Genomic DNA, 25,802 nt, shown 5'->3' with positions numbered 1-25,802 from the left:
TAGCCCGTTTCGTGCACGGCCTTCAGGATGGCAGGAGCCAGGTTCAGTTCGTCAAATGTCATGTCTTTGGATGCGCCCGTCCGGGGCGCCGGGTATCGGCCTGTCGTGCAACCGGGAGGTCGCCGAGCCAGTCTCAAGCCGATGAGGTTCAAGAGTGGGAGCCCGGAAGTTTGGGTGCTTCCTTCGTCCCCAGCATTGTGCTGATGTAGCGGGCAACTGGAGCCTGCTACGGTGGGTATTGTCGCATGGCCCGATAATCTCGGTTTGCACGCAGAATTTCTGCTCACTTTTGCAGGTTTGATACTCAATGGCCCAATACGTTTTTTCCATGAACCGCGTCGGCAAGATCGTGCCGCCCAAGCGGCAGATCTTGAAAGACATCTCCCTGAGCTTCTTCCCTGGCGCCAAGATTGGCGTGCTGGGAACCAATGGCTCCGGCAAGTCCACCCTCCTGAAAATCATGGCGGGCCTGGACAAGGAAATCGAAGGCGAAGCCATCCCCATGGCTGGCCTGAACATCGGCTATCTGCCGCAAGAACCCCAACTCGACCCTAACCAAACCGTGCGCGAAAGCGTGGAAGCGGCCATGGGCAAGGTGTTTGCCGCCAAGGCACGCCTGGAAGAGGTGTACACCGCCTACGGTGCTGAAGACGCCGACTTTGACGCCTTGGCCGCCGAGCAGGCCGAGCTGGAAGCCATCATCGCCACCGCTGGCACCGACTCCGAGCACCAATTGGAGATCGCTGCCGACGCGCTGCGCCTGCCCCCATGGGATGCCAACATCGGCGTGCTGTCTGGTGGTGAAAAGCGCCGCGTGGCGCTGTGCCGCCTGCTGCTGTCCAAGCCAGACATGCTGCTGCTTGACGAACCGACCAACCACTTGGACGCCGAATCGGTGGACTGGCTGGAGCAGTTTCTGCAGCGCTATTCGGGCACCGTGGTGGCCATCACCCACGACCGCTACTTCCTCGACAACGCGGCCGAGTGGATTCTGGAGCTGGACCGTGGCTCCGGCATTCCCTACAAGGGCAATTACTCCGACTGGTTGACGCAAAAGGGCGCCCGCCTGGAAGCCGAACAAAAGGGTGAAGAAGCCCGCGCCAAGGCCCTGAAGAAGGAGTTGGAATGGTCGCGCCAGAACCCCAAGGCCCGCCAGGCCAAGAGCAAGGCCCGCCTGGCCCGCTTTGAGGAACTGAGCGATTTCGAATACCAAAAGCGCAACGAAACCAACGAAATCTTCATCCCCGTGGCCGACCGCCTGGGCAGCCAGGTCATTGAGTTCAAGAACGTCACCAAGTCGTTTGGCGACCGTGTGCTGATCGACAACCTGAGCTTCAACATCCCAGCAGGCGCCATCGTCGGCATCATCGGCCCCAACGGCGCTGGTAAATCCACGCTGTTCAAACTGATTGCTGGTAAAGAAAAGCCGGATTCTGGCGAAGTCGTGATCGGCTCCACCGTCAAGATGGCCTTTGTGGACCAGCACCGGGATGACTTGTCGAATGACAAGACAGTCTGGGAAGACGTGTCGGGCGGCCTGGACATCCTGAACGTGGGCAAGTTCCAGATGGCCAGCCGCGCCTACTGTGGCCGTTTCAACTTCAATGGTGGCGACCAGCAAAAGAAGGTCGGCATGCTTTCGGGTGGTGAGCGCGGTCGCTTGCACCTGGCCAAGACGCTGATCGCAGGCGGCAACGTGCTGATGCTCGATGAGCCGTCCAACGATCTGGACGTGGAAACCCTGCGCGCCCTGGAAGATGCGCTGCTGGAGTTTGCTGGCACCATGTTGGTTATTAGCCACGATCGCTGGTTCCTTGACCGCATCGCCACCCACATCCTGGCCGCCGAAGGTGACAGCCAGTGGACGTTCTTTGACGGCAATTACCAGGAGTACGAGGCCGACAAGAAGAAACGCCTGGGTGAAGAAGGCGCGAAACCCAAGCGAATGCGTTACAAGGCCCTCAAATAAGGCGTCAGCTCAAGTAGCATTGCATCTGGAAACCCGCTCGCCCCTGATTTCATCCCACCATGTCCCTGCCCGCATCGCGTTTGAGAACCGTGTTTCGCGCCTGCGTTGTGAACGCCGTTCGCGGGGGCGAGGCGCTGATGGGGCAATTGGTCAAAGTCACGCAAGGGGCTTTGGCGGAAGAAGAGTCGAGCGGGCTGAGCATTCAGCAGCGCAATCTGGTCAGTGACAGCCTGCGTTTTCTGAACCAGCACCAGGCGGCCCTGGTCAAGGGCTACCCCATGGCGCTGCTGGAGATCTTTGCCGAAGGCCCCTCCACGGCCAAGGGGCGCAGTTCGGCCGACGACACCGGCATGGACTTCGGTGAGCTTTCGCTCATGGATGACAACGAGATGCTGGCGCAGGTGGAGCTCTCCAAGGCCCAGCAATCGGCCCTGCACGCCACCGACGCCGTGCTGGCCGAACTCAACACCCTGGTCAGTGCCGCGCAGGGCCTGCGCAGCGTGCAGCCCGAGCGCAATCCGCTGCGGCCCGAAAGCTATATCCGGGCCCTGCAGCAGGTGGTGAGCGAGACCGGCGTGTCGCCCGAAGTCCGTCAGCTCTGGATGCAGCACATGCGGGACCTCTTGGGCAGGCTGCTGGTGGATGAATACAAAAAAACCGCCAAGAGCCTGCGTGAGCATGGTGTCGAGCCCGTGGGCTACGCCGTGCTGGGAACACCCTCGGGTGCCGGTGGCGGGCGTAACAGCGGCCATGGCACGGGCTATGGGACCGGCGGCTATGGCGGCCCAGGCACGGGGTATGGCTCGGGTTATTCAGGCTACGGCCATTCGATGAATGCGCCCATGGGCGACTACGGCAACACCGGCTATGGCCGTGGCGTGGGGCCGTCGTCCGCGGGCTGGAATGGTGAGTCTCCGCAAGTTCCTATGGTGCCCATGGTGCCGGCAGATGCCGCTGAAGAAGCGCTACTCACGGTGGGCATCCTGCGCCAGATGCTGGCGGGCGGCGACCCGTTTGCTCCGCCTGTTTATGGAACGGTGCCCGTGCAGCCCATGGTGGTGCAACCGGTGGCGGGGCAGCCCGGCTGGGTGGACCCGCGTGTGGGCATGGCCAGCGGAGCCCCGTCGTCGCTGTCTGGGGGCGGTTACTACCCTTCAGGCGCCGCAGCCGAAGCCATCGAAGACATGGCCCAATTGGAGCGCCTGGTGGGGCGCCTGGCCGGGGGCGGTGGCGGTGCAACCAGCCAGCCGGGCCCGCTGACCGTGCCTGTCACAACAGGCTGGCGGGGCCCTGGTGTGGCGCCCGTGGTGTATGCCGCCATGCCCATGGATGCCGCGACGCAGTCCACAGCCATGGCCGTGGAGGTGGTGGGTCGCATGATGGCGAACATCTCGCAGGATGTGCGCCTGTTGCCTCCGGTGCAGCAGGCCGTCAAAAGCCTGGAGCCCGCACTCAAGCAGCTGGTGCACCATGACGGACGGTTTTTTACGGATGGCGCCCATCCTGCGCGCCGCTTGCTCGACGAGTTGACCCAGCGCAGCCTGGCCTTCACGACCGAAACAGCGCCCGGATTCAGCCGTTTCATGCGCCTCGTGACGGAGGCTGTCGGGCATTTGTCGCTCAACGAGATCAAGGACGCGGGCCCCTTCGATACGGTGCTCAAGGCACTGCAATCGGCCTGGGACACGCAAGAGCAAAAAATCAAGACGCAGCAGGAGGCCGAGGACAAGGCCCGGCTGCAGGCAGAGCAGCGCGAACTGCTGGCTGAAAAAGTGGCTGCCGACATCCGCAGGCTGCCAGACCTGGGGCAGGTGCCTGCCGATATTCTCGATTTCGCCGCAGGGCCGTGGGCGGATGTGATCGCGCTGGACCAGGTGATGAAGGGCGAAGACGGCAAGGACGACCCTGGTGGCTACCTGGCGCTGGTGCCCGTGCTGCTCTGGAGCTCCCAGCCCGACCTGACCCGGCAAGAGCCCGACCGGCTCAACGAGTCCATCCCCAGCCTGCTGGCCAAGCTGCGCAAGGGCCTCAAGACCATCCAATACCCGGCTGTGCAGACCAGTGCCTTGCTGCAGCGCCTGGTGGGCCTGCACCAAGAGGCCTTCGAGAAACCCGCGCCAACGCCTTCCGCAACCCCCGAGCCCACGGCCGATGCTGTCGAAGCTATTGAGGATGCGCTGGTGTCCGAGTCCGAACAGGCAGTGCTTTCTGCCCCCGCGCCTGAAGGCGACAGTGCGGCGGCGCCGGTGGAAAAAGCCCCCGACCCCTATGCCGACTTTGTGATTGGCGCCTGGGTGGAGCTGGTGACCAATGGGCGACTGGTGCGCACGCAGCTCACCTGGGCCAGCCCGCACGGCACGCTGTTCCTGTTTACCGCAGCCGACGCCAGCACCCAGTCCATGACGCGGCGGATGCGCGACAAGCTTGCCCAAGAGGGTTCTTTGCGCGTGGTGCCTGCGCAGCCCGCCAAACCAGCCAGGGCTGCTGGCACCGATGGTGCGGAGCGCAGGGCGCCCGACACGCGCTCGTCGGGTCTGCGGTCATCGTCCTCCAGTTCCCGAATGGCATCGCTGTCCAAGCCTGCGCCTTTGTCGAAGTCAGCACCCCTCTCCAAGTCCGCGCCGCTGTCGCCCTCTTCGGGCTCCAAGTCCTCCAAGAACCGCTGAGAGATCGGGGCTTTGATGCCCCGGAAGTCGTTTCTACGCCCGCAGGGGCTCTCCCGAGCCACTTTCCGAGGTCCGCAGCACCTTCTTGCGCACCAGGTGGATGTGGTTGCGCAGGGCATACAGCTCATCGGCGTACGACAGCGGCACACTCACCTTTTCCACCTGCGCCTCCAGCGAGGCCAGTGCCTTGAGCAGATCTGTGGTGTCGGTCTTGCCGGCCTCCAGGTCGTTTTCCACCTCGCGCAGGCGGCCGTACCAGCGGAACACGCGCGAGCGCACGCGGAACTGGTAGAGCGGCGGCACGACGCGCGACAGCGGCAGCATGATCGCCAGCAAGATGCCCAGCACCAGCCACATGCGCTCGATCAGGTTGGCTATCCAGAACGGCAGGTAGCGCTGCAGTATGGGCACGGACTCGTTCATGGCGCGGTCGGCCTCCTTGGCGATGGGCAGCTCGCTGTTGCGCGCGTTGGGGAACTCGCGCGCGCGGTTGAACCAGCCTGCGCCGCCGTGCAGCTTTTGCGCGTTCTGCGCAAACAGCGTCAGCAGGGCGGGGTGCGTGCTCTCGCGCGCCAGCAGCGAGGTGGTGGACGCCACCATCCGCACGTCCCGCGCGGGCACGTTGGTGGCCAGGTCCACCACGCCGCGTGGCAGCGTCACCGGTGTCAGAAACGGGAAGCGCCGCGCATAGGCCTCGTGCTGGGGAAAGTTCAGCAACTGAACATCCGGCGTTTGCAGCAACATCTGCACCATGAGGGATTCGGGTGCGGATGCAAACACCAGCGCATCCAGCTTGCCCGCCAGGAAGTCCACGGTGGCCGGGGTCTGCTCCAGGCGCGACATCTTGACCGTGCCCGGCTCCACCTTGTTGGCTTCCAGCAGGCGCTCCACCAACGTGGGCACGCCGCTGCCCTGCGACCCCACGTTCACATGAAGGCCGCGCAACTGCCGCATGCCATCGAGCCGGGGCATTTTGTACATGCGCTCGGCCGTTTCGGCGCGGTAGAACAGCCAGATCGGCTCCACGAACAGATTGCCCAGCGACACCAGCTCGTCAGGGTCGTCCGGCAGCAGCTCGGCCGTGCCACCCTGCACAAAGGCCACGTCCGCCTTGCCCTCGCGCAGCAGTTGCAGGTTGTGCGATGAGCCATCGCTGGGCAGTAACACCACCTCGATTCCGTCCACCGCCAGGGCTGCCTGGTAGCGCTTGCCAAACTCCTCGTAAGCGCTTTGCGCGGGCCCCGTGGCCAGAGTCACGGTTTTGGGCGGGTTGGGGTTGAGCCACCAGTACGCCAGCACCAGCAGCCCCACCCCCAGAAAGGCGAATGGACCGGCGGACACGATCAGATCGCGCAAAGTGAGCAAGGTGTTGCGAAGAGCCTGGGACATGGGTGTGGATGTGTGCGGTTTTTGTCTGTTGAACGCGAATGGCTGTCAGCCCAGTTCGGCGATGGAGGGCAGATACAAGCCCTCTGCCGTGGTGATGGCCCGTGCCATGCGCGCGGCCCGCGCCGTGGCAATGGCGGTAGCCTCGGCCGCCATGGTGGCCAGCACCATCATGCCCAGGCTTTTGCCTGCGCGGCCGGTGCCCAGGCTGAAGAGGGTGTCGCCGTCCGACATGGTGTGCACCGGGTTGATGCTGCGGGCCAGGCCGTCGTGTGCGGCCACGGCCAGGCGGTGGGCCTGCACCTTGGTGATTGTGGCATCGGTGGCAACCACGCCGATGGTGGTGTTGGTGCCCGCCAGCAGGGGCTGGGGTGGGTCGCCGCGCAGCAGGGCGCGGCGGGTGTCGCGCAGTGCGAGGCCGTCGTCGGTGCGGGCGCCCGCGATCACCTGGGCGGTGTCGGGGTCGATCACGTCGCCCAGGGCGTTGCAGGCGATGAGCGCGCCCACCGTGACACCATCGACCGTGACGGACGCCGTGCCGATACCGCCCTTCATCGCGCGCACGATGCCAAAAATCTTGCCCAGGGCGGCGCCGGTGCCCGCGCCCACGTTGCCTTCGGCCGGGTCGGCGGTAGATGCGGCGTTGCAGGCGGCGTAGCCCGCGGCGGCGTCGGGGCGGATGCGCATGTCGCCCACCAGCAGGTCGAACAACACGGCGGCGGGCACGATGGGCAGGCGGCCCACGGCCACGTCAAAGCCCACGCCGCGCTCTTCGAGCCAGCGCACGGCGCCGGTGGCGGCGTCCAGCCCCCAGGCGCTGCCACCAGCGAGCATGATGGCGTGCACCTTGTCCACCAGGTTGGAGGGGTGCAGCAAATCCGTCTCGCGCGTGCCTGGGGCGGCGCCGCGCACGTCCACACCGGCCACGGCACCCTCGCGGGTGATGACGACGGTGCAGCCCGTGGGGCGGCGGGTGTCGGTGAAGTGGCCGACCTCGATACCGGCCACGCGGGTGATGCTGCCAGCGTCGCCGGCCCGTGCGTGAAGACTCATGGCCGTCGATTATGGAGCCCTGGCGCCGAGAGGCGCTTGCGAGGCGTCAGGGGGCTTTCTCGATGTGCGTTGCGTGGAAGGCGCCATTCACCTGCTCGGCACGAAAGCGCACCTTGTCACCGGGCTGCAGGCCGTTCATCACGTCCGCGCTTTTGACGCGGAACACCATGGTCATGGGCGGCATGTCCAGGTTCTTGAGCTCGCCATGGCGCAGCGTGACGCGCAGGGTGCGAGCGTCCCAGCGGGTGATCTCGCCTTCGCTCAAGGCGTCGGTGGCGGCGCTTTCGGCCCCGGCAGTGGCTTGTGGTGCGGCGGCTTGGGCCAGTGCGGGGGCTGAGGCCCCGGCCAGCATCAGGAGTGCAAGCGCAGCGGCTGCGGGCATGTTGGGGGTGAGGCGGATGTGTTTCATGACGCGGTCTTGATGTTGTGGCTTTTGAAGACGCGGGTGCTGCCGTCGTGTGCGACCAGCAACACGTCGTAGGGGTCGCGGCGGCCGCCGTAGGCGGGGCCGTCCATGCCGGGCGAGCCGATGGGCATGCCGGGCACGGCCAGGCCCAGGGCCTTGGGCTTTTGCTGCAGCAGGGTGCGCACGTCGCTGGCGGGCACATGGCCTTCGACCACATAGCCGCCCACCAGTGCGGTGTGGCACGAGCCCAGCTTTTGCGGCAAGCCTAGGCGGGCCCGCACGGCGTTGTTGCCGGTTTCGTGCACTTTCACAGCAAAGCCGTTGGCTTGCATGTGGTCTACCCAGTCCTGGCAGCAGCCGCAGCTCGGGTCTTTCCACACCTCGACCGGCGTGGGGGTTGCGGCCTGGGCGGCAAAGGGCAGGGTGCCTGCGGCGGCCAGCAGCGGCAGGGTGGCAGCCAGCCAGGCGCGGCGGGTGCTTGTTGCGGTCATCGTCGTGTCCATCATGGAAGTGCCTTTCTTTTTCATCTCAATGTTTGCGGGGTAACACAGTGATCGTGCCGGTCATGCCCGCCTGGTAGTGGCCTGCGATGAGGCAGGCAAAGTCGAACTGGCCTGGGCGGTTGAAGGTCCAGACGATGTCGCCCTTCTTGCCCGCGCCCACGTGGGCCATGTGGGGCTCGTCGTGTTCCATGCCGGGGTGCTTGGCCATCATGGCGGCGTGTGCGTCCAGGTCTGCCTGGGTGCCGAGCACGATCTCGTGCAGCACCTGGCCCTTGTTCTCGGCGCGCAGACGCACCGTTTCGCCCTCGCGCACCTCGATGTGGCTGGGGGTAAAGCGCATGTTGTCCGTCATACGGATGGTGATGGTGCGCCCCACCGCCTTGGCATCGCCCGCGATGCCCCAGGTTTTTTGCTCCTTGACCACGGGCGCGCTGGATGCGGTGTGTGTGGCGCCTTCATGGCCAAAAGAGGTGCTAGCGCTTATCCATAAAGCGCTAGCAGCTATGAATTTGATAGTTTTCATGGTGTGCTGAGTGTCAATGTTGGTGGCCGCCGGTGGCGGGTTTGCGTGCGGAGGCCGCCCCCGGCGCGGTGCCTGGGGTGTCGGCGCGTGTGGGGCGTGGGGTATGGGCGGGGGCGCCCTGCCATTCGTAGGCCAGGGTGCCCGGCGGGTGCTTGAAGTCGCCGGGGTCGCGGTAGTCGCCCGCTGCCAGGTCGGCCCGCACCTTGAACGTGGTGAACATGCCGCCCATCTCCAGCGGGCCGAAGGGGCCGGTGCCCGCCATCATGGGGAAGGTGTTGTCGGGCAGCGGCATCTCCATGGCGCCCATGTCGGCCATGCCGCGCTCGCCCATCACCATGTAGTCGGGCACGATCTTCTGGATCTTGCCGACGAGCCCTCGGTGGTCCACACCGATCATGGTGGGCACGTCGTGCCCCATGGCGCCCATGGTGTGGTGGCTCTTGTGGCAATGCAGGGCCCAGTCGCCGGGCGCGTCGGCGATGAAGTCGACCTGCCGCATCTGGCCCACGGCCACGTCGGTGGTCACCTCGGGCCAGCGCGCGCTGTGGGGCACGGGGCCGCCGTCGGTCCCGGTCACCTCGAACTCGTGTCCGTGGATGTGGATGGGGTGGTTGGTCATGGTGAGGTTGCCCACGCGGATACGCACACGCTCGCCCTGGCGTGCCACCAGCGGGCTGATGGCGGGGAAGACGCGGCTGTTCCAGCACCAGATGTTGTGGTCCAGCATGGTGTTGACCTTGGGGGTCATGCTGCCGGGCTCCACGTCGAAGGCGTTGAGCAAAAAGGCGTAGTCGCGCTGCACCTTGGCGATGTGCGGGTGGCTGCCCTTGGGGTGGGTGATCCACAGGCCCATCATGCCCATGGCCATCTGCACCATCTCGTCGGCATGCGGGTGGTACATGAAGGTGCCGGGGCGGCGCGCCACGAACTCGTACACAAAGGTCTTGCCCGGCTGGATGGCGGGCTGGGTGAGGCCGCCCACGCCATCCATGCCGCTGGGCAGGCGCTGGCCGTGCCAGTGGATGGTGGTGTGCTCGGGCAGGCGGTTGGTCACGAAGATGCGCACGCGGTCGCCCTCGACCACCTCGATGGTGGGGCCGGGGCTTTGGCCGTTGTAGCCCCACATGTTGACCATGAAGCCGGGCGCCACCTCGCGCACCACGGGCTCGGCCACCAGGTGGAATTCCTTGACGCCTGTGTTCATGCGCCAGGGGGTGGTCCAGCCGTTCAGGGTGACCACGGGGTTGTAGGGGCGGCCCGTGGGCGGGTGCAGGGGCGGCGCGGTGTCGGCGCTGTTTTGCATGGCGGGCTCGGGCAGTGCGGCCAGGGCCACGCGGCTGACGGAGGCGGCTGCCACGGCAGTGGCCGCTGCGCCGGAGAAGAAGTTACGGCGGTTCATGTCAGTGGCCTTGGGGTGTGTTGGTGGCTGCGGCGCCAGATGCGAGGCCCTGCAGCGCGCCCGGCGAGGTGCCGGTGAGCGCGAGCTGCAGGTCGGTCTCGGCCAGCCAGAAGTCGCGCTGGGCCTCGATGGCGCTGGCCACGGCTTGGGTGCTGTTGCGTGCTTCGGCCAGCATCTCCCACACGCTGGCCAGCATGCCGCTGTAGCGCAGGGTGGTTTCGTCGCTGATGAACTGGCGCAGGGGCACGACTTCGCTGTGCTGCTGGCGCGCCAGGTCGAGCGCGGTGCGGTAGGTGAGCCAGGCGGCGCGCACCTCGCTGCGGGCGCGCACGGCAGTGTCCTGCAACTGCGCGGCGCTTTGCTCTACCTCGGCCTGGGCGCGGGTGCGTGCGGCGCCGCCCCAGTCGAACAGGGGCAAAGGCAGCTCCAGCTCCCAGCCGCGCGTGATGTCGCGGTGGCCGCTTTCGCGTTCGGCGGTGGTGTTGCGGCTGTATGCCAGGCCGATGTCGCCAAACACGGCGCCTGCGCGGCTCCAGCCCTGGCGGACGGCCAGGGTGTCGAGCTGGCGGCGGGCGGCCTGCACGTCGAGCCGCTCGCGCAGCGCGGTGGCTTCGATGCCGTCCGATGGCAAGGCGGTGGCGGGTAGCGGGGGCAGTGGGGCGGCCAGCGTGTACTGCGCCTGCACGCCCCATAGGCCCATGCTGCGGCTGAGCTGCTCGCGCTCGGTGGCAGCGGCCAGGCGGGCGCGGGCACGCTGGCGGGTGGCCTCTTGCAGCACGGCCTGCTCGCGCGCCTGCTGCAGGCGGCTCCAGTTGCCCACGCGCACCATGCGGCGGGCCAGCTCGGCCCCGGCTTCGGCGGCTTCGACCATGCGCTCGTGGGTGGCGGCGATCTGTTCTGCGGCGGCGGCGCGCAGCCAGGCGCGGCGTGTGTCGGCGGCCAGTTGCACCACATCCTGCGCGGCCTGCAGCGTGGCGATCTGCACCCGCTCGCCCTGCCGCGCCGTGCGCCAGGGCAGGGTGACGAGGTCGAGCAGGCCAAAGCCCAGAGTGCGCTCGATCTCCCGCTCGTGGCTGTTGGCAAAACGCCCCAGGGTGAGGTGCGGGTTGGGCAGGGTGGTGGCCTGCACACGCTCGGCATCGGCCACGCCCAGCGCGGCCAGGCGGGCCTGCAGGCCGGGGTTGTTGAGCAGTGCGATGCGCACGGCGGCGTCTTGCGTGAGGGGCTGGGCCAGCCAGTTGTTGACGGACTGCTGCGCGGCCGCGCGGGCCGCCGGGTCGGTGGCGGGCAGGGCGGCATCGACACCGCCGGTGCGGCCCTGGGTGAGCGCGGCCACGTCGCCGCGCAGGCCGTCGGGCGAGACGCTGGAGCAACCCGCGAGCACGCCAGCGGCTGCCAGCAGGGACAGGCGCCGGGCCAAGGTGTGATGCGCGCTCATGGTTTGCCCCCAGATCCCATGGAGTGGTGGTGCTGGCGCATGCCGTGGTGGCCCTGGTGCGTGGTGGCGGCAGGCGCTGCGGGTGCTGCGCCTTGCCGGGCCTCCCAGGCCAGGATGTCGGCATGACCGCGCGGGAAGGCGGCTACGGCGTCATTGGCTTCGCGCCAGCCCTCGGGCTCGGGCTCGGGCATTGTTGCGGTGGGGGCTGTGGCCAGCGGCTGGTAAACCAAGGGGGCTGTGGGCGCGGTGGGCTGGGCGGCATCGACCACAGGGCCTTGGGCCAGCGCGGCCAGGGGCCACAGTGCGGGCGCGAGCAGGGCAAGGCAGGCGGCTTGCCGCAATAGCAGCAAGGGCGGTGGTGGAAAGACAAAAGGGGTGGGGGCGCGCATGGCGATCTCCAGACAACGAACGGACAAAACACGGCGCTGCCGCCTGAAACACCCTGTGGCAGGGATATTTCAGGCCATGGCAGACGCACTTCGGGCGTCAGAGGTCAGGCGATGGGTGGTTTGATGGCCAGCGCCACGGGGGCACTGTCAAACGGCGCGGTGGCCAGGGGCTGCTGGGGCCCAGGGGAGAGGCGGCCGAGTGTGGGCGCGGCGGGCGCGTCCAGCATGGCCGAGTGGCAGATTTCGCAGGCCGAGCAGGCGGCGGTGTGGTGCTCGTGTTCGTGGGCGGCGCAGCCCGCTGTGGATGCATCGCAGGCGGCCAAGGTGGCGGCCTCGTCGTGGTGGTGCGACTGCTCTTGCTCCTGATGCTGCGCGTGCGGCGCATCCACAGGCGCGAGCGGCGGCAGCACGCCAGCGGCCATGGCGGTGCCGGTGAGTCCTCGAAGGACCAGCACCACCATCATCAAAATATACAAGCCGCGACGCATGACCGAATGATACGGGGGCCTTGTGCGAAGTTCCCGCAGTTTTTTTGCGGGGTGGTGATTACACCGCCATGTAGCGGCCCGGCCGGTGGTTCATGGCCAGCACCAGGTTCAATGCCACGGCGCCTGCGATGGACCAGGCCACGCGCAGGGGCTCCACCGTCCACAGTGCCAGCAGCACGATGCAGCAGTCCAGCGCCATCTGCACCTTGCCTGCGCGCCAGCCGTAGCGGTCTTGCAGGTACAGCGCGGCAATGCCCACGCCGCCCAGGCTGCAGCGGTGGCGGAACAGCACCAGAAAACCCGTGCCCGTGATCAACCCGCCTGCAATGGCCGCGTACAGCGGCTGCAACTGCGCGAACTGCAGAAACTGCGACTGCAGCTCGGTCAGCACCGACAGCAGCAGCACGGCGATGAAGGTCTTGACGGTGAACGCCCGCCCCAGCTTGCGCAGGGCCAGCCAGTAGAACGGCAGGTTGAGCACGAAGAAAATTTTGCCAAAGCCGATGCCCGTGGCGTAGTGCAGCAAAAAGGCCAGGCCCGCCGTGCCCCCGGTGAGCAGCCCCGCGCTGGTGAAAAACGCCACGCCCACCGAAATCAGCAGCACCCCGGTGAAGATGGCCACGCCGTCTTCCAGCAGGCTATGGGGCACGGAGGCGGTCATGGTGGCAGGGGCTGTGGCTGGGGTGCTGGACATGGGAAAAGACGGACAAAGAGGCTGCGGCGCGTGTCTGGCACCGAAGGGGCCGCCAGTGCACACAAGCGCTGCATTGGACCATGCAGACTCCACATCTGGCTTGACCCGCATCAATGTTGGCGGTGGCGTAAGCGGATAATTTACTCCTGATTTGATAGCTTGTAGCGCTTATGTATCAAGCGCTAGGTGCTATTTTTGCTTGAGAAATGCTGGCCAACTCCTGCCGCGCATGGCGGATCACGCTCCAGCCGCCGCTGATGGCCAGGCCCGCCATGATGGCGGCCACGGCCAGGTCGGGCCACACGGTGCCGGTGCCCAGCACGCCCAGGGCCGCGCCCATCACCGCGATGTTGCCCAGAGCATCGTTGCGGGTGCACAGCCACACGCCGCGCATGTTGGAGTCGCCCTCCCGGTAGGCATAAAGCAAGGCGGCCACCCCCAGGTTGGCGGCCAGCGCGAGCAGGCCCACGCCGCCCATGGTGTAGGGCTCGGGCGGGACGCCCTGCCACGCACCCCAGGCCACACGCCCGATCACGAACACGCCAAACGCCAGCATGCTCGCCCCTTTGACCAGGGCGGCGCGTGCGCGCCAGGTGAGGGCCATGGCCAGCACCCACAGCGACAGGCCGTAGTTGGCTGCATCGCCCAGAAAGTCGATGGCGTCGGCCAGCAGCGAGGCCGAGCCCGATTGCATGCCCGCGCCCAGCTCCACCAGAAACATGGCGGCGTTGACGATGAGCGCGATCCACAAAATGCGCCGGTAGCGCGGGTCTGCGCCGATGGCGGCGCCGGGGCTTTGGCAGGAAGCGCCGTGGTCATGGTGGCAATGGGCGGACATAAGGGGTTCTCCAGACAGTTTTTGAAAGCGATGGCATGATTGAAAACCCTGAAGTCACTTGAAGGTCAAGCCCATGGATCACCAAGCCGCGCAGTTCCGCATCGGCGAGGCCGCCCAGCAGTCCGGGGTGTCGGCCGCCAACATCCGCTATTACGAAAAAGAAGGGCTGCTGCTGCCCGGTGCGCGTGAGGACAACAGCTACCGCCTGTACAGCAGCGCCGACGTGCACCAGCTGCGCTTTATCCGGCTGTGCCGCGCCATGGACATGTCGCTCGACGAGGTGCGCACCCTGCTGGCCCTGGACTGGAGCCGCAAGGAAGACTGCGATGCCGCCTGCGTCACCCTGGATGCGCACCTGCAGCATGTGCGCACCCGCCTGGCTGAGCTGCAGGCGCTGGAGGCCGACCTGCTCGCGCTGCGCAACCGCTGCGATGGCTCAGACCCGACCTGTCACATCATCGAAGCCCTGCACGAGCGTGCCGACGCGCAGCAGATGATGACCACGCCCGCCGCTGCGGGGCCGGGCAAGCGCCATGTGTGAGGGCATGTTTCCCTATGGCAAAGATTGCTCACTTTTTGATAGCTGGTGGCGCTTGTGAATAAAGCGCTAGGGCCAAAAAACGTTCAAATACCAGCGAGTGCGGGCTTGGGCGTGCCTGGCGGCATGCCCCCGCTATGATCCGGCCATGATCTCGCGCTTGCCCGGCCTGACCCTGCCCGACCGTGTGTGGAACACCGCGCGGCGCTGGGCGGTGGCCTGGTGGCGCATCCTCTACCTGGGGGCCGTGGTGCTGGTGCTGGTGCTGTCGCCGTCGAGCTACGGCAAAGGCACGCGCAAGGCGCTGGCGCGCCATCTGTACCTGGACACGGCGCCGGTGCTGCTGGGTTTTACGGTGCTGGCCGCGCTCATCAGCCTGGTGCTCACGCGCATCGTGGTGGTCACGGCGCTGAGCTACGGCCTGTCGAGTTATGCGCTGGAGATGGTGATCCGCGTGCTGGTGCTCGAACTCATCCCGCTCACGGCGGCCCTGTTTGTGGCCATGCGCTGCACCATCCCCAACGGCGCGCAACTGGCGCGCCTGCGGCAGGCGGGCCGGTTCGATGCGCTGCGCAACCAGGGCTCCGACCCCGTGCGCATCGAGTTGCTACCCCGTGTGATCGCCGGGGTGTTTGCCTGCGTCACGCTGGCCGCGCTGAGCTGCGTGGTGGCGCTGGTGCTGGCGTACCTGGGCGTGTATGGTTTCAACCTGGCGGGGTTGCCCAGCTACACCCGCATGTTCGGCCACGTGTTCGCGCCCAGCGTCACCATGGTGTTTGTGCTCAAGACGCTGTTTTTCAGCCTGGCCGTGGCGCTGATCCCCATGGCCGCTGGCTTGTACGACACGGGCGAGCGCGCCCAGCCCGACTCGGAGCTGGGCGGCCTGGCCCGCATGTTTGCTGTGTTGCTGCTGATCGAGATGGCATCGCTCATGGGCAACTACTACTGATGACGATGACGATGAAGGCCGACCGCCACAGCGGAACCCCCCACCACTGAAAGCCCATGAACGACACCCCCCACAAGCCATCGCCCGGTACGCCCGTGCCGCCTGACGTCGCACCGGTCGAAACCCTGTGCCCCGTGGCCCATCTGGAACTCAAGGCGGCGGCGCTGCTGCTGTTCACGCTGGCGCTCATCGTGGGCTCGGGGTTGTACCTGCTGTATGCGCGGGGCGCTTTCGAGCCCACGCAGACCCTGGTCCTCACGGCCGATGACTCTGAGGGCGTGTCGGTGGGCATGGACATGACGTTTTCGGGCTTTCCCATCGGCCGGGTGCGCCGCATCGAGCTGGCCGACAGCGGCAATGCCCGCATCCTGGTCGATGTGCCGCGCAAAGATGCGCACTGGCTGCGCGTATCGAGCGTTTTCACCCTGGTGCGGGGGCTGGTGGGCGGCACCAACATCCGGGCCTACACCGGCATCCTGACGGACGACCCGCTGCCCGACGGCGCCGTGCGACCCGTGCTGCGTGGCGACGCCACTGCCGAGATTCCCCAGCTCATGGCCACCGCGCGCGAGCTGCTCACCAACCTCAACGCCCTGACCGCACCCGAGGCCGCGCTGGGCAGCAGCCTGGCCAACGTCAAGGCCTTGACCGAGCGCATCAACGGCCCTGGCGGTGCCCTGGGCGTTCTGATGGGCAACGAGGCCGACGCGAAAAAAATCCTCTCGGCGCTGGAGCGCACCAATGCGCTGCTGGCGCGCCTGGACGGCATGGCCGCACGCGCCGACAAGCAGGTGTTTGGCGGCGAGGGCGGCAAGGACGCGCTGGTGCCCGAGGTGCGGGCCACCGTCGCCCAACTCAATGGCCTGCTGGCCGACACCCGCAGCAGCCTCAAGAAGGTGGATGCCGTGCTGGTGGAGGCCCAGGCCGTTGGCGCCAACGCCCGCGAGGCCACCACCGACCTGGGCGCGCTGCGCGCCGAAGTGGAAAGCAACCTGCGCAAGGTCGAGAGCCTGGTCAACGAGATCAACCGCAAGTGGCCCTTTGCACGCGACACGGAGCTGAAACTGCCATGAAGCGACCTGCCCATCCAAGCCTGGCGCCGTACAGCGTTCAAAAACACCCACCCGTTCACGCTGAGCTTGTCGAAGCGCGGCGCGGGGCTTCGACCCTCCGACAGGCTCAGGACAGGCCAAGCTCAGCCCGAACGGATCTGATGGATCGGATGCAAATCCGTACCAGGATGCGGTTTGCCGCTGTTTGCAGCGCCCTGCTGCTGGCCGCCTGCTCCAGCCAGCCCCCCGTGCCCGACTGGCAGATGAACGCCCAGGGGTCTGCGCAAAAGGCCCTGGATGCCTACCTGTCTGGCAACACGCGTGTGGAGCAACTCGAATGGGAGCGTGCCCGTGCCGAGGTGGCCCGCACAGGCCGCCCCGACCTGCTGGCGCGGCTGGAGCTGATGCGCTGCGCCGCACAGGTGGCCAGCCTCGTGGCGGGGCCTTGCGAGCGCTTCGAGGCGCTGCGCCCGGACGCCGCCGAGCCCGAGCGGGCCTATGCCAATTACCTGGCGGGCCGCTTGTCGCCAGAGCGGGTGCCGCTGCTGCCCGAGGCGCAGCGCAAAGTGGCCGCGTCAGGCGATGCCGCCGCCTTGGCGGGCATTGAAGACCCGCTCTCGCGCCTGGTGGCTGCTGGTGTGCTTTTTCAGGGGGGGCGAGCAAGCCCGGCAGCCATCACCGCAGCCACCGACACCGCATCGGCCCAGGGCTGGCGCAGGCCCTTGTTGGCCTGGCTGGGGCTGCAGGTTCAGCGGGCAGAGGCAGCCGGAGACGCCGAAGCGGCCGCCGCATTGCGCCGCCGCGTGGCCATCGTGGAGCAGGGCGGTGCGCTGAAATAGGCACCGCGCAAGGGGCGGCCTGCAGAGCAGGCGGTTTTAGCGCAAGCGCGCCTGCAGCTGTGTCTCGATGCCGTCGCGCTCCAGCGCGAACTGCTGGGCGCTGATTTCGTTGGATTCAAACTTGCGTGCCGTGGACAGCAAAAGCACGGTGTTCTCCAGGCGCGTGTCTTGTTGAAGCGACGGCGGCAACGCGGTCAGGCGGTCAAAACTCTGCCTGTAAAGCTCGCTCCAACTGAGCGCACCGGCTTGCGCCTGCGCGCGCGCACTGTCATGCCATCGCGAAAACTCTTCCAGCGCCCCGTCGCGGGGGCTGGAACAACCCAGCAGCGCGGCCAAAAGCGCCATCGCCGCCCAGGGCCGGGGGCTCAACAGAGAGTGGGAAATGTCTTTGGCAGAGATTCGAAAACGTGGGGTCACGATCGTCCTCCATTCTTGAATGCCACCAGAAACCCCTGGTGTGCAGCGCAGAATGGTACTCCGATGCTATGGTTTTTGCTACTGAAGGGCTTTTTTGCACCAAACGCCGAAACACCGTGTGGCATGGCGCCCAAAGCCGCCGGAATGCTCACCGGTCGGCAGCGAGGGCGGACAGAATCTCGTTCAACCCGGTGGTGGGCAGCAACAGCATCGAATCCACAGCCTGCACCGCCACGTCCGGCATCAGAAGGGCCACCGCAGCCAAAACCGCCAGCACCACGGTGGCGATGAACGCCGCCAACGCACGCGCTCCCGGCGGCAAGGAATGGCGTTTCATGATGAGCTCCTTCGTCATCAAGAGGCAATAGGGGCGGGGGCCGCAATGACCTCCCGGGCTGCCGCAATGGCTGCCAGGGTGAGATTTCAGCAAAGTGCCACGGTTCCGTCTGTCAGACAACGGCGATACCGTGGCTCTCCTGGGTGCTGTTACCGTTGGTTGCGATTTGCGCGGGGCCAGCGCCCCGCCGCCCTCATGCTGCGCGGCCCAACGCCTGCAGCCGCGCGGGCTCCAGGATCTCGATCCAGTAGCCGTCCGGGTCCTTGATGAAGGCCACGTTCTTCATCTTGCCCTGGTCCGGGCGCTTGACGTAGGGCACCTGGTTCTCGTCGAACCAGGCGATGGCGGCGTCCAGGTCGGGCACCGAGAAACACAGGTGGCCAAAGCCCTGGGGCTGGGCGTTGCCGTCGTGGTACTTGAAGTCGGCATCGGCCTCGGTGCCCCAGTTGTGCGTGAGCTCCAGCAGCCCGCGCTGCGCAAAGGTCCATGCGGTGCGCTCGCCTTCGTCTTCAGGGGCGGGCTCGCCCTCCACGGCCCGCTGCAGGAAGTACAGGGAGAATTTCATCTCCGCAAAGTCGAGCTTGCGCAGCAGGCGCATGCCCATCACGCGGCTGTAAAAATCAAGCGAAGCGGCCGGGTCCTTGACGCGAACCATGGTGTGGTTGAACACGAAGCCCTTGGTTTGCGAGGGCGGTTGTTCGCAGATGCCGGGGTATTTTTCGGTGGTGAATTGCATGAATGGATCAAAAGGGGTGAAAGGAAAACGTCAACGAACTTGCGCCGTGGCACGCGCTGCAGCCGCAGCGGGCGGGTGGAGCACCGACAGGGGCACCGGCAGGCTCAGTCGGCGCAGGTAACGCAGGCAGGTGATGCGCAGGAACGAGGCGAAGTTGGGCACCTCGCCCCGTGTCGCCAGGATCTCGTCGTGGAACTTGGAGATGAGCGCATTGGTGGTGCTGCCTTCTTCTTCGGCGATTTCGGCCAGCACGTCCCAGACCATGTTCTCCAGGCGGATGCTGGTGAGCACGCCGTGGATGCGCACGGTGCGCGTGCGCTGCTCGTACTGGATGGGATCGGCCTTGATGAAGAACTCACACATATCAAACCTCCACGAAATGAGCCATAGCTGTCAGAGTGCGCGCTCGTTCATCTGCTTGGCGATGTACTCGGCCTGCCGGATCGCCAGCGTCACGATGGTCAGGGTGGGGTTTTCGGCCCCGCCCGTGGTGAACTGGCTGCCGTCGGAGATGAACAGATTGGGCACGTCATGCGTCTGGCCGTAGGCATTGCACACGCTGCTTTGCGCCGACGCCCCCATGCGGCAGGTGCCCAGGTTGTGCGTGGACGGGTACGGCGGCGTGCGAAAGGCCTTGAGCGCGCCTGCGGCCAGATAGACATTCTCCCCCTGCGTGAAGGCATGTTTGCGCATGGCAATGTCGTTGTCATGGTCGTCGAAGTGCACGTTCGGTATGGCGCTGCCCCATCGGTCTTTCAGCGTGGCGTGCAGCGTGACGCGGTTGCTCTCGCGGGGCATGTCTTCGCCCACCAGCCACATGCCGGCCAGGTGGGTGTAGTTGTCCATGTAGCTGGCAAAGTCGGCGCCCCAGCCGCCGGGGTTCATGAAGGCCGCCATGAAAGGGATACCCAGCGCCACGGTCTCCATCTCATAGCCGCCCACAAAACCGCGCTTGGTGTCGTGCCGCGCCTCGTCGCGCACGATGCCCGCCATGGTGGTGCCCCGGTACATGTGCACGGGCTTGTCGAACATGCCGTAGACCGAGCCCGTCATGTGGCGCATGTAGTTGCGCCCCACCTGGCCCGAGCTGTTGGCCAAGCCGTTGGGGAACAAGCTGGAGGCCGACAGCAGCAGCAGGCGCGGGGTTTCGATGGAGTTGCCCGCCACGCAGACCAGGCGGGCCTTCTGGCGCTGCTCCTTGCCGTCCTGGTCGAAGTAGATGACGGCGCTGGCCTTGCCCGCAGCGTCGTGCTCGATGCGCGTGACATGGCTTTGGGGCCGCAGCTCCATGTTGCCGGTCTGCTCTGCCTTGGGCAGTTCGGTATACAAGGTGGACCATTTCGCACCGCTCTTGCAGCCCTGGAAGCAAAAGCCGATCTGCAGGCACCGGCCCCGGCCGTCGCGCGGCTGGCTGTTGATGGCCATGTTGCCCGTGTGCACATCCTTGTAGCCCAGCTTGGTGGCGCCCGCGTACATCACCTTGAAGTTGTTGTTGCCCGGCAGGCCGGGGATGCCGTTGGTGCGTGTCACGCCCATCTTGTCCTCGGCCCGCGCATAAAAGGGCTCCAGCTCCTGCAGCGTGAGCGGCCAGTCCATCAGATTGGCGCCCGCCAGCTCGCCATAGTGGGTGCGGGCTTTGAACTCGTGGGCCTGAATCCGCAGCGATGCGCCTGCCCAGTGGGTCGTGGTGCCGCCCACGGTCTTGCAGATCCACGCGGGCAGGTTGGGGAAATCCTTGGCCACCCGCCAACTGCCCGAGGTGGTGCGCTGGTCCAGCCAAGCCAACTGGTTGAACGACTTCCACTCGTCGTTGATGAACGTGGCCGGGGTTTGCGCTGCGCCAGCCTCCAGCACCACAACCTTGATGCCTTTTTGTGCCAACTCGTTGGCCAGCGTGCCGCCGCCCGCGCCCGAGCCGATGATGACGACGACGCTGTCGTCGTTGTGTGCAAATTTCTTCATGGGGTGTCTCCTTTGTTTTGTCGTTGTGTTCAACCCATGTAGGCGGGTGGGCTGGCTTCCTTCGGGGGCTCTTGCAGCCACTTCAAATCCTGAAAGCCCCGGGTGATGTAGCCCCCTTTGTCCCATGACGCGCCCGGATAGCCGAACACCTTGAAGGCCATGTCGTTGTCGTAGATCGAGGTCACGCACTGCCCGCGCACTGCGTTGAAGAACGGGCTGCCTTCCATCGCCTTGACGATGGCCAGCCGCCCAGCGGTGTTGCCCTTGGCAAAGCCCGCCTTGTCGAGCTGGGCAATGCCCTCGCGCAGTAAGTCCCGTGTGGCGGGGTCGGCCGACGCCTTGGCATCGAGGTCCTTGGCCAGCAGTGCATACACGGCGTCGGGCAGTTTTTTGTGCGGAAACAGCACACGGCCCATGGCCATCAAGGCCTTGCCGTGGGACTGGCTGAGCGTCTTTAACTCCACCGCCCAGGCTGACGATGGCGCCAGCGCAGCCAGGGCCGAGCCCGCCGCAATGGTGCCCATCAAAATGCCCGAGCCCTTGAGGAAATCGCGGCGCACCAGCGGCAGCGCAAGCCGTGGGGTGTCGACGATTTCGCCATGTTCATCGTTGCACGCGGACGTACGCGGCGGTGTGGGGGCTATGCTGATCACTCGCATGGGGTGTCTCCTTTTTCATCGTTGTGGGGCGCTTGCCAGCACGGGGCGCGCTGCGATGAAAGTATTTCCCCTGTACCCCCTGCGCAGGTGGTAGCCCGCTGTTTACGGGGTAATCCCTGAGGAAGGCCAGGGCAATGGCTGGCCGGAGATGCGGCAACGGCCGAAGGAGTTTGCGTTTACAGCAAAGAGTCGTGCATGTGACGGGTGCGCGCGTTTGCGCAGAGCCGCTTTGCGCCCTTGGCAACCCTGAAAGCCGGTGCGGCGATGTGCACGGCCAAGGGTAGAAACGACGGCGTCAAAAACAAACAAGCGCCCCGAGAGGCGCTTGTTTGTTTGCTTACTGGCGGAGAGGGCGGGACAGCCCCGAATCCACCAATCTCCAGAGGAGAAACCTCGGACTCGCAGTGCAAAGTTACACGGTGAAGTTCACGAGTTGAGATGGCCGGATCGTAGCAGATGAGTGCCGAATTGCCTTGTGCGCGGCTTACCGTAGCGCTACCAGGCTCCTGTTGACTGCGCAAGCCCCTTCGTCGTTTTGCGCATACGTTCCCCGTTGACCGGCGCAGATGAACTTGCGAACCTAGAGGCTCTTTCATCGCACCCTCCGTCCCGGCTTTGGCTGGGTACGCGGTGCGATCTTTTTTTGGCGAATCGAAAGGCAGCGCAAGATGATTGAGCATCTGGAAAACGAGGTACGCGATGAACTGGAGGCCAGCAGGCAGGGGCAAAAGCGGACAGTCGCCGTCTTGTACGTCAATGGTGACCGGCTGGAGGTTCTGGGGCGCATTGGCGCAGGGGGAGCCATTCGGCTGGGCTACAGCTATTGCGGCGTGAGGATGGAGCGCAAGACACTGCTCACACTGGTTTGCCCTGAGCAATCTTGCCCCTGCCGGGTGGCATCGCTAGCGAAATGGCGACAGCACCAAGGGATCGTCATCCCCGCAGCGCCGTCGCCGCGCTTTCAGCCCATGGCCCGCCCGCTCTTTGAAGAGGTGGAAATCCGCGCGAATGGTCGCTCCTGCCAAGCTCGTCCCGCATCGTTCCCGTGCCTGACGCCATGCCCGCATGCAGCCCATGCAGCGATACCCATGCAGAAGGCGGGTTGGGACTTATTCGAGGCAGGGCGCTACATTGCCGGGGGAGTGCTTAGGGACCCTGAAACCGGTCTCTCAGCGCCGCTTCTGCCTACCCTGGACATCGCTCAAACTTGGTTTACCACCCAGTGGCCACCAGAGAACTGTACGGCGACAGCCGATACAGATGCTGATGCTCAGTCATATCCACTTCGGAGTTAAATCATGGGACTGATGAATTGGTTTACCCCTTCTCGCCGATCCTTGGCACGTGCGCAGATCGAAGGCAGCCTAAAAGCTTGGAAATTGCACGGCCTTTTTGAAGGCGATCCTGCTGCAAGCGCCAAGGCAGTCGAGGATTTTTCAACGCCCCGACTACCAAAAGCCATGATGGACAGTATGAATCCAACGATGCTGGCGGTTAGTTGGTTGGTGTCATTCGTGAGCAGCAATCGTGCGCCACGGGATCAACTAATGCCATTTGCGAGCGCAGGGCTTGGGCTGCTACGCATGGCAACAGCTCCCGATAAAAAACTTGCACCATGGGAGCAGAATATCGCCGAGCGGGCCTTGGTTGAACTCTTGGCTTTCGTTGATGCGACCAATATTAACCTCAACCTTTCACCCGGGAGTTCACAGCGGGACGCAGTACCCATTGATGGTCCCGATTCCATGTCTTGTATATTGGCCGAGCGCAGCCATCTTGACGCCCGGTATGGCGCAGGTAGTTGGCGATTGATTAACCAAGCGAGCATCGAAGAAGAAGGCCGCTTCTATGACAGACTTATCGTTGCTACATCGCAAATAGACGAAGATGTTATCTGGTTTGACTTGACGGAATCGAAGAGACGATGGACGGTCGAAGGCAATGTAAAAGCCTTGTCGGAATTTCAGCAAGTAGCATCTGGCGCTGCCAAGAAACATGGATTGGAGGCAGCGAGAAAGGTAATTGCGGAGTGTCTTGATAGACTGAACTATCCTGCTGTGCATAGCAGTTTGGAGTCCTACCTTCCTATTAATGAAACCGTGGTGCGCCTGACAGATTATGCAAACAGGGAAAAGCTTAACCCAGAGGAGTTGGCTCTGCTGCTGGTAGATGCCGGAATAGCGGATCAAAAGGCTACTGCAGTCGGTGCCAAAGAAGTGTTTGGCGAAGCATTCCACACCGTGCTGGGAGAAGGCTCCAAAGAAATAGCCCAATCTCTAGCAGGTGCTGCGCTGGTACGCCATGATCGACTACTAACAGAGGTATTCAAAAGTGCGGGTGAGAAAGGGACGCTTCTTGTTCCTCAATATGGATCAGCCGGAGCTGCCATGAAAAACGCAGTTGGGACGCTGATAGAACCGTTAACCGCGCCTGAAAAGCAAAACACCACTATTGGCCTAACTCCAAGAGATCGTGATCGCGCGATGACTGAGCTTATCAACAGGATGAAGGGTTAACGATAACTGCCATGCATTGCAGAAGGATACGGAGATTGGATGGGGTAAGCGCTATTAAATTGCTTAAGTAGTTCTAAGCAGCCCCGTCCCACCCGGTTCATCTGCCATTGCATCTTCCTATATCAACTATGTATCACATAGCTTTGATATGAGGTCGTCAATGTATAGATTTCACGGTGTGCTGGATTACTCCAGACTCTGCTTACGACTGTAGTCTTTTCAGGTGGGGCCAGTTCCTAGTGTGTCAGCTTCAGCTCAAGAGCGGAGGTGTACAGTGACAGGGCTACAGTCGCATACGGTGTCCGTATGATTCATTAGAAAAACGAGCGAGAGGGCAGCTTGTTATTCTATGTATTGACAGGAAGCGCAGCCTGCCCGACTCGGGTGTCTCATCTAGGCCGCAACGCTATCCCGAACCCGCATGATGGTCTGGCGGCTGGTGCCGAACTCACGGGCCACAGAAGCTACAGAATGGCCTTCTGAGAGTCTCTGGCGCACTATGCCCGCCTGCCCCTTGTCGAGGCTTTGAGGCCGCCCTATGGCCTTTCCTGACGCCTTGGCGAGGGCCAATCCGGCCTGAGTTCTCTCGATCAGTAAATCCCTTTCAAATTCGGCTACTGCGGCGATGACGCCCATGGTCATTTTTCCTGCGGGGCTCGTCAGATCAACTCCACCCAGCGCAAGGCAGTGAACCCGCACGCCGACATGTGCAAGCTTTTCAACTGTGGCGCGAACGTCCATGGCATTGCGCCCCAGACGATCTAGCTTAGTGACCACCAATACATCCCCTGGTTCCAGCTTGTCCATAAGGCGCTGAAAGCCTGGGCGCTGCTCTGCGGGTACCGAGCCGGAAATAGTCTCCTCAACGATCCGGCGCCCGTTGATCGCAAAGCCTGCGGCACTGATCTCAAGGACTTGGTTCTCTGTGGTTTGGTCTGTGGTGCTAACGCGGCAGTACGCAAAAACTCGGCTCATATGGCATCCTGTACGAAATAGGTGTACGAATCATGCGACATGTCCGAAAGCATGTCAACCTATATTTTGGACATGGCGTGAGTGCATGTCCGTAAACGGTCGGTTTTGAACACTCTAAGAGTCTGTGAGTGCACTGCTAGCCCACAGGACAAGCCCAGCGCATGGAATATGGCAACAATGCAAAGTAGCCAAGCAGTTGCGATGCAAGCCATAGCGCAGGCGATGCCGCGCACAGGTCAACGGGCAAGGCTGATAGGCGTAGGCAGAACGTTGGCACGCGGCCTGAAAGCATCACACGTTTGCGGCAGCCCCCCCCCTACGGGGGACTTGCTACTTTTCGTGTTGGAACTGGCACCCCCGGATATGCAGTCCAATTTTGAATTTGCGTGTCGGGCGTGAGGGCCTGCGCTTACTGCTTACGATGAATGGAGGGAGGAATCTGCTTCGTCGGAAATTCCAGCAGTTCAATTACCTGCCGAAGCTGCTCTGCCTTGCGCCTAATGGTTGCCGCATAGACCTGCCTACCCACGCCGTTACCAGCATGTCCCGTGATGGCATCTGCCTGTGCATCGGTGGCGCCCGCCAGCCGTAGCTCTGTGGCGACAAGGTGCCTGAAGGAGTGGAACGACTTAGCCGGAGATGTGAAGCCCTTTGCGCTCTTGAAGGTGCCGAACCACTTGCCGAACTGCCCACCCGCGCCGTTCTTTCCTTCCTTGGGCAAATGCGGGAACAGCGATCCCTTCGGGAGAGCTTTTACGTAGTCGCAGAAGCCCAGCCGGACCAGCTCAGGATGCATAGGCACTGCCCGCCAGGAGCCCGTGTTTTTAAGCTGTTGGCCGCGTTGCGCGTCAGCCCTGAATTCAAAGGCTTCCATGCCCGGCTTGGTCGCTATGTCATCCGTCCAGAGCTGTGCAATTTCGGTCAAGCGTGCCCCGGTGTAGCAGGCGATCAACGGTATCCAGTAGGCCGCTTCTTTGCCCGCTTTCTTGTCGGTGGGGATTGCATGCTTCGTCCATAGTGTGGTGTCTCAGAAGTAAATTGAATTATTTTGGTGTATAGCTGTCCAAGTA

26 protein-coding genes are annotated in these 25,802 nt (G+C 64.4%); 7 read left to right on the top strand and 19 right to left on the bottom strand.

Translation table 11 applies throughout. The annotated features are described in order from the left end of the window. The first annotated feature begins 307 nt into the window (after nucleotides 1–307). Both ettA and Q0105_RS03200 read left to right on the top strand, forming a co-directional pair. A complete protein-coding gene (gene ettA, locus Q0105_RS03205; RefSeq protein WP_298208689.1) occupies nucleotides 308–1,969 on the top strand; it encodes an energy-dependent translational throttle protein EttA in 1,662 nt (553 codons plus the stop codon). 59 nt (nucleotides 1,970–2,028) lie between these two features. Further along, on the top strand, nucleotides 2,029–4,635 hold the full coding sequence (locus Q0105_RS03200) for a DUF1631 family protein (protein WP_298208687.1): 2,607 nt from the start codon (nucleotides 2,029–2,031) through the stop codon (nucleotides 4,633–4,635). Nucleotides 4,636–4,668: 33 nt separating this feature from the next. On the opposite strand, the gene Q0105_RS03195 is transcribed toward Q0105_RS03200, so the two are convergent. The 11 genes from Q0105_RS03195 to Q0105_RS03145 all read right to left on the bottom strand — a co-directional run bounded on the left by Q0105_RS03195 (nucleotide 4,669) and on the right by Q0105_RS03145 (nucleotide 13,752). Then, nucleotides 4,669–6,024 carry a TAXI family TRAP transporter solute-binding subunit gene (locus Q0105_RS03195; RefSeq protein ID WP_298208685.1) on the bottom strand — a complete coding sequence of 452 codons (1,356 nt, stop codon included), beginning with the start codon at nucleotides 6,022–6,024 and terminating at the stop codon, nucleotides 4,669–4,671. 45 nt (nucleotides 6,025–6,069) lie between these two features. Beyond that, nucleotides 6,070–7,074 carry a P1 family peptidase gene (locus Q0105_RS03190; RefSeq protein ID WP_298208683.1) on the bottom strand — a complete coding sequence of 335 codons (1,005 nt, stop codon included), beginning with the start codon at nucleotides 7,072–7,074 and terminating at the stop codon, nucleotides 6,070–6,072. 46 nt (nucleotides 7,075–7,120) lie between these two features. After that, nucleotides 7,121–7,483, bottom strand: a complete 363-nt coding sequence (locus Q0105_RS03185; protein WP_298208680.1) for a copper-binding protein — start codon at nucleotides 7,481–7,483, stop codon at nucleotides 7,121–7,123. Next, nucleotides 7,480–8,007, bottom strand: coding sequence for a DUF411 domain-containing protein (locus Q0105_RS03180; protein ID WP_298208678.1), 528 nt, complete (start codon nucleotides 8,005–8,007; stop codon nucleotides 7,480–7,482). The genes Q0105_RS03185 and Q0105_RS03180 overlap by 4 nt, the downstream gene beginning before the upstream one ends. A gap of 1 nt (nucleotide 8,008) precedes the next feature. Further along, nucleotides 8,009–8,506, bottom strand: coding sequence for a cupredoxin family protein (locus Q0105_RS03175; protein ID WP_298208676.1), 498 nt, complete (start codon nucleotides 8,504–8,506; stop codon nucleotides 8,009–8,011). A 13-nt stretch (nucleotides 8,507–8,519) separates the two neighbouring features. Beyond that, nucleotides 8,520–9,905, bottom strand: a complete 1,386-nt coding sequence (locus tag Q0105_RS03170; RefSeq protein ID WP_298208674.1) for a copper oxidase — start codon at nucleotides 9,903–9,905, stop codon at nucleotides 8,520–8,522. A 1-nt stretch (nucleotide 9,906) separates the two neighbouring features. Then, nucleotides 9,907–11,343, bottom strand: a complete 1,437-nt coding sequence (locus Q0105_RS03165; RefSeq protein ID WP_298208671.1) for a TolC family protein — start codon at nucleotides 11,341–11,343, stop codon at nucleotides 9,907–9,909. Further along, complete coding sequence (locus tag Q0105_RS03160) at nucleotides 11,340–11,732, bottom strand: hypothetical protein (protein WP_298208669.1); 393 nt, start codon at nucleotides 11,730–11,732, stop codon at nucleotides 11,340–11,342. Before Q0105_RS03160 ends, Q0105_RS03165 begins: the two co-directional genes overlap by 4 nt. Before the next feature lie 104 nt (nucleotides 11,733–11,836). Then, complete coding sequence (locus Q0105_RS03155; protein ID WP_298208666.1) at nucleotides 11,837–12,220, bottom strand: hypothetical protein; 384 nt, start codon at nucleotides 12,218–12,220, stop codon at nucleotides 11,837–11,839. A 58-nt stretch (nucleotides 12,221–12,278) separates the two neighbouring features. Further along, nucleotides 12,279–12,914 (bottom strand): YitT family protein, encoded by a 636-nt coding sequence (locus Q0105_RS03150; RefSeq protein ID WP_298208664.1) that lies wholly within the window; start codon nucleotides 12,912–12,914, stop codon nucleotides 12,279–12,281. Nucleotides 12,915–13,089: 175 nt separating this feature from the next. After that, entirely contained in the window at nucleotides 13,090–13,752 is a 663-nt protein-coding gene (locus Q0105_RS03145; protein ID WP_298208662.1) for a cation transporter, read from the bottom strand. 73 nt (nucleotides 13,753–13,825) lie between these two features. Between Q0105_RS03145 and Q0105_RS03140 the strand changes: the two genes are divergently transcribed. From Q0105_RS03140 to Q0105_RS03125, 4 genes are all read left to right on the top strand, one after another. Next, a complete protein-coding gene (locus Q0105_RS03140) occupies nucleotides 13,826–14,293 on the top strand; it encodes a Cd(II)/Pb(II)-responsive transcriptional regulator (protein ID WP_298208660.1) in 468 nt (155 codons plus the stop codon). Between the two features lie 145 nt (nucleotides 14,294–14,438). Continuing rightward, nucleotides 14,439–15,239 (top strand): ABC transporter permease, encoded by an 801-nt coding sequence (locus Q0105_RS03135; RefSeq protein WP_298208658.1) that lies wholly within the window; start codon nucleotides 14,439–14,441, stop codon nucleotides 15,237–15,239. A gap of 56 nt (nucleotides 15,240–15,295) precedes the next feature. Further along, nucleotides 15,296–16,312 (top strand): MlaD family protein, encoded by a 1,017-nt coding sequence (locus Q0105_RS03130; RefSeq protein ID WP_298208656.1) that lies wholly within the window; start codon nucleotides 15,296–15,298, stop codon nucleotides 16,310–16,312. A 149-nt stretch (nucleotides 16,313–16,461) separates the two neighbouring features. Continuing rightward, a complete protein-coding gene (locus Q0105_RS03125) occupies nucleotides 16,462–17,130 on the top strand; it encodes a hypothetical protein (protein ID WP_298208654.1) in 669 nt (222 codons plus the stop codon). A gap of 36 nt (nucleotides 17,131–17,166) precedes the next feature. On the opposite strand, the gene Q0105_RS03120 is transcribed toward Q0105_RS03125, so the two are convergent. From Q0105_RS03120 to Q0105_RS03095, 6 genes are all read right to left on the bottom strand, one after another. Then, nucleotides 17,167–17,547 (bottom strand): hypothetical protein, encoded by a 381-nt coding sequence (locus Q0105_RS03120; RefSeq protein ID WP_298208652.1) that lies wholly within the window; start codon nucleotides 17,545–17,547, stop codon nucleotides 17,167–17,169. 148 nt (nucleotides 17,548–17,695) lie between these two features. Further along, nucleotides 17,696–17,884 carry a hypothetical protein gene (locus Q0105_RS03115; protein ID WP_298208650.1) on the bottom strand — a complete coding sequence of 63 codons (189 nt, stop codon included), beginning with the start codon at nucleotides 17,882–17,884 and terminating at the stop codon, nucleotides 17,696–17,698. Nucleotides 17,885–18,077: 193 nt separating this feature from the next. After that, nucleotides 18,078–18,620 carry a lactoylglutathione lyase gene (gloA, locus tag Q0105_RS03110; protein WP_298208648.1) on the bottom strand — a complete coding sequence of 181 codons (543 nt, stop codon included), beginning with the start codon at nucleotides 18,618–18,620 and terminating at the stop codon, nucleotides 18,078–18,080. A gap of 30 nt (nucleotides 18,621–18,650) precedes the next feature. Then, nucleotides 18,651–18,983, bottom strand: coding sequence for a ribbon-helix-helix domain-containing protein (locus Q0105_RS03105; RefSeq protein WP_298208645.1), 333 nt, complete (start codon nucleotides 18,981–18,983; stop codon nucleotides 18,651–18,653). 30 nt (nucleotides 18,984–19,013) lie between these two features. Then, complete coding sequence (locus tag Q0105_RS03100) at nucleotides 19,014–20,582, bottom strand: GMC family oxidoreductase (protein WP_298208643.1); 1,569 nt, start codon at nucleotides 20,580–20,582, stop codon at nucleotides 19,014–19,016. 29 nt (nucleotides 20,583–20,611) lie between these two features. After that, nucleotides 20,612–21,241 (bottom strand): twin-arginine translocation signal domain-containing protein, encoded by a 630-nt coding sequence (locus Q0105_RS03095; RefSeq protein ID WP_298208641.1) that lies wholly within the window; start codon nucleotides 21,239–21,241, stop codon nucleotides 20,612–20,614. A 1,298-nt stretch (nucleotides 21,242–22,539) separates the two neighbouring features. On the opposite strand from Q0105_RS03095, the gene Q0105_RS03090 reads away from it, so the two are divergent. Beyond that, nucleotides 22,540–23,757 carry a hypothetical protein gene (locus Q0105_RS03090; RefSeq protein WP_298208639.1) on the top strand — a complete coding sequence of 406 codons (1,218 nt, stop codon included), beginning with the start codon at nucleotides 22,540–22,542 and terminating at the stop codon, nucleotides 23,755–23,757. A gap of 393 nt (nucleotides 23,758–24,150) precedes the next feature. Here Q0105_RS03090 and Q0105_RS03085 read toward each other — a convergent pair whose 3' ends face one another. Further along, entirely contained in the window at nucleotides 24,151–24,732 is a 582-nt protein-coding gene (locus Q0105_RS03085; protein ID WP_298208637.1) for a recombinase family protein, read from the bottom strand. 409 nt (nucleotides 24,733–25,141) lie between these two features. After that, complete coding sequence (locus Q0105_RS03080) at nucleotides 25,142–25,684, bottom strand: tyrosine-type recombinase/integrase (RefSeq protein WP_298208635.1); 543 nt, start codon at nucleotides 25,682–25,684, stop codon at nucleotides 25,142–25,144. Nucleotides 25,685–25,802: the final 118 nt, after the last annotated feature.

The sequence above is a fragment of the Acidovorax sp. genome (assembly GCF_027492855.1).
GTDB lineage: Bacteria > Pseudomonadota > Gammaproteobacteria > Burkholderiales > Burkholderiaceae_C > Acidovorax.
Note: the sequence above shows the minus strand (reverse complement) of the source record. Positions and strands in the feature narration are given on the sequence as shown.